General features: G+C 72.9%; 1 protein-coding gene. It reads left to right on the forward strand.

Annotated features, from left to right (window positions below; translation table 11 throughout):
* Positions 1-3208: type I polyketide synthase (locus ABT092_RS30810; protein WP_351249795.1), on the forward strand; the 3208-nt coding region annotated here is incomplete at both ends.

Here is a 3208-nt window from a genome sequence, read left to right on the forward strand (position 1 = left end):
TCCACGAAACCGTCCACTTCACCGACGCCATCCACACCCTCACCGAAGACGGCGTCACCCGCTACCTCGAAATCGGACCCGACACCACCCTCACCGCCCTCACCACCCCACTTCTCCCCGACCACACCCACACCCACGCCCTCCTCCACCGCAACAAACCCGAACCCCACCACACCCTCACCACGCTCGCCCACCTCTGGACCCACGGCCACCCCATCACCTGGACCACCCACACCCCCCACACCCACACCCAGCCCGTAGACCTCCCCACCTACCCCTTCCAACGACAGCGGTACTGGTTGGCGGGGGCCGAGGACGCAGACGTCTCGGCGCTGGGGCAGCTCTCCGCCGACCACCCCCTGCTGGGCGCGCTGGTCAACGCTCCCGGGAGCGACTCCACCATCCTGACCGGCCGCATCGGCACCCGGAGTCACCCCTGGCTGGACGACCACACGATCACGGGCACTCCCCTGCTGCCCGGCACCGCCTTCGTGGAACTGGCCCTGCACGCCGGGCACCACACCGGAGCCCCCCACCTGGCGGAACTCACCCTCCACGCCCCGCTCGCACTCCGCCCCGACGCGTTCACCGACCTCAGGGTCCAGACCTCGCGCGCCGACCGCTCGGTCACCATCCACTCCCGACCGCACGGCGACATCACCGATGACGGCGAGTGGACCCTGCACGCCACGGGCACGCTCGCGTCCGAGGTCCCGGCACCGAACGCCGACTTCGCCTCGACCTCCTGGCCGCCTCCGGGCGCCACGCCCCTGGCCCTCGACGACACCTACGCCGAACTCGCCGCCCGGGGATACGACTACGGGCCCGTCTTCCAGGGGCTCAAGGCCGCGTGGCGACAGGGCCACGAGGTCTTCGCCGAGGTGTCACTGCCCGCGCCGGCACACGAGGAGGCAGTCGCCTTCGCACTCCACCCGGCGCTCCTCGACGCGGCCCTGCACGCCACGGACCTCGGTGAGGTCGGCCCCCGGGACGAGCGGACCGTGCTGCCGTTCGTCTGGAGCGGTGTCTCCCTCCACGCGACCGGTGCGACCACCCTGCGCGTGCGCATCAGCAGGTCGGGGGAGGACAGCCTACGGCTGCTCCTGAGCGACCCCGCGGGTCAACCCGTCGCCGAGGTGGACCGGTTGGTCATGCGTCCGATGTCGGCCGCGAGGATCGCCGCGGCGGGAACCGGCGAGGACTCCCGTCTCTACGCGGTGGAGTGGGACGCCCTTCCCGTCGACGCGGGCCGCACGACTTCGGCGGCCGGTGAGTGGGCAGTGCTGGGATGCGACGCCGGCCCGTGGGAGGAGTGGACCGGCGCCGTGGTCCACGCGGATCCGAGGACCCTCGCCGAGGCCCCGGGACCCGTGCCGGAGACCGTCGTGCTGACCTGCCGTCCGGGGACCGGGAGCGTCGACGTGCCGGGCCGGGTCCGGGAGGTCACCAGCGGGGTGCTGGAGGTGCTCCAGCAGTGGCTGGTCGAGGACCGGTTCGCCTCGTCCCGGCTCGTGGTGGTCACCCGGGGCGCGGTCGATCACCCGGACGGTTCCGGAGAGTCCGTGGACCTGGCGGGTGCCACGGTGTGGGGGCTGGTGCGCTCGGCGCAGGCCGAACACCCCGGCCGCTTCACCCTGCTGGACTGGGACGGCGTGCCGTGCGCACCGTCCGCTCTGCTGGCGGCGCTCTCGACGGACGAGCCCGAACTCGCGCTGCGGAGCGGCACGTTCCGGGTCCCCCGGCTGGCACGCGTGACGGCCGGTGACGACCCCACCGACGGCTTTCCGAGGACCGGTTTCGGGGCCTGGGCAGCGGAGGACACCCTCCTCATCACCGGTGGCACCGGTGGACTCGCCGCCCTCGCCGCGGAACACCTGGTCACCCACCACGGCGTGCGGAGCCTCGCCCTCGCCAGCCGTGGGGGCCCGAGCGCGCCCCATGCGGACGGGCTCGTCCGACACCTCACCGACCTGGGTGCCCACGTCACCGTCCACGCCTGCGACGTGAGCGACCCGACCCAGGTCACCGAGTTGGTGGGCGGGTTGCCTCAGCTCAGGGGCGTCATCCACACGGCGGGTGTCGTCGAGGACGCCGTGCTCGCCAACCAGACCGCCGCCCACCTCGACACCGTGCTCGCCCCCAAGGCCGACGCCGCCTGGTACCTGCACCGGGCGACGGCCGGCCTGGACCTCACCCACTTCGTCCTCTACTCCAGCGCCGCCGCCACCCTGGACGGAGCGGGACAGGCCAACTACGCCGCCGCCAACGCCTTCCTCGACGCCCTCGCCCACCACCGCGCGGCGAACGGCCTACCCGCCCACTCCCTCGGCTGGGGCCTGTGGAACACGGACCGGGGCATGGGCGCCCGACTCACCCCGGGTGACCTCGCCCGTCTCGACAGCGGTCCGCTCCGCCATCTGACCACCGCGCAGAACCTGTCCCGGTTCGACGCGGCGCTCGCCTCGCGCCGCCCCGCGCTCCTCCCGGTCGGGATCAACCCCCGCCACCCCGCCCAGCCGCTCACCGCGAACCTGCGGGCCGCCGCCCCGATCAGGCCCACCGCGCACACCGGGACACGGACGCCCTCGGGTCCGCAGGCGGTGACCCGACTGGGCGGACTGGACCCGGCGGAACGTGGACGGGCGGTGTTGGACCTGGTCCGGACGCACATCGCCGGGGTGCTGCACCACGACGGCCCGAGCTCCGTGGACCCCGCGCGGGCGTTCACCGAGATCGGTTTCGACTCGCTGTCGGCGGTGGAGTTGCGCAACCGGCTGAACCAGGCGACGGAGCTGCGGCTGCCGGCCACGCTCGTCTTCGACTATCCGACGCCCCAGGCACTCGCCGACCACCTCGACGACACGCTCTTCGGCGACGCGACCCCGGCAGCCGCCCCCGTGGTGGCGCCCGACAGCGTCCCCGACGAGCCCATCGCGATCGTCGGCATGAGCTGCCGCTTCCCCGGCGGCGTCACGACCCCGGAACAGTTGTGGGAGTTGTTGGTCAACGGACGGGACGGCGTCTCGGCGTTCCCCACCGACCGCGGTTGGAACGTCGAGGAGATCTTCGATCCCGAGCCGGGCAAGCCCGGGAAGACCTACGCGATCGAAGGTGGCTTCCTGCACGACGCGGCGGAGTTCGACGCCGAGTTCTTCGGGATCTCCCCCCGCGAGGCCATCGCCACCGACCCCCAACAACGCCTCCTCCT

This window comes from Streptomyces sp. NPDC002490 (genome assembly GCF_040296045.1).
Lineage (GTDB): Bacteria > Actinomycetota > Actinomycetes > Streptomycetales > Streptomycetaceae > Streptomyces.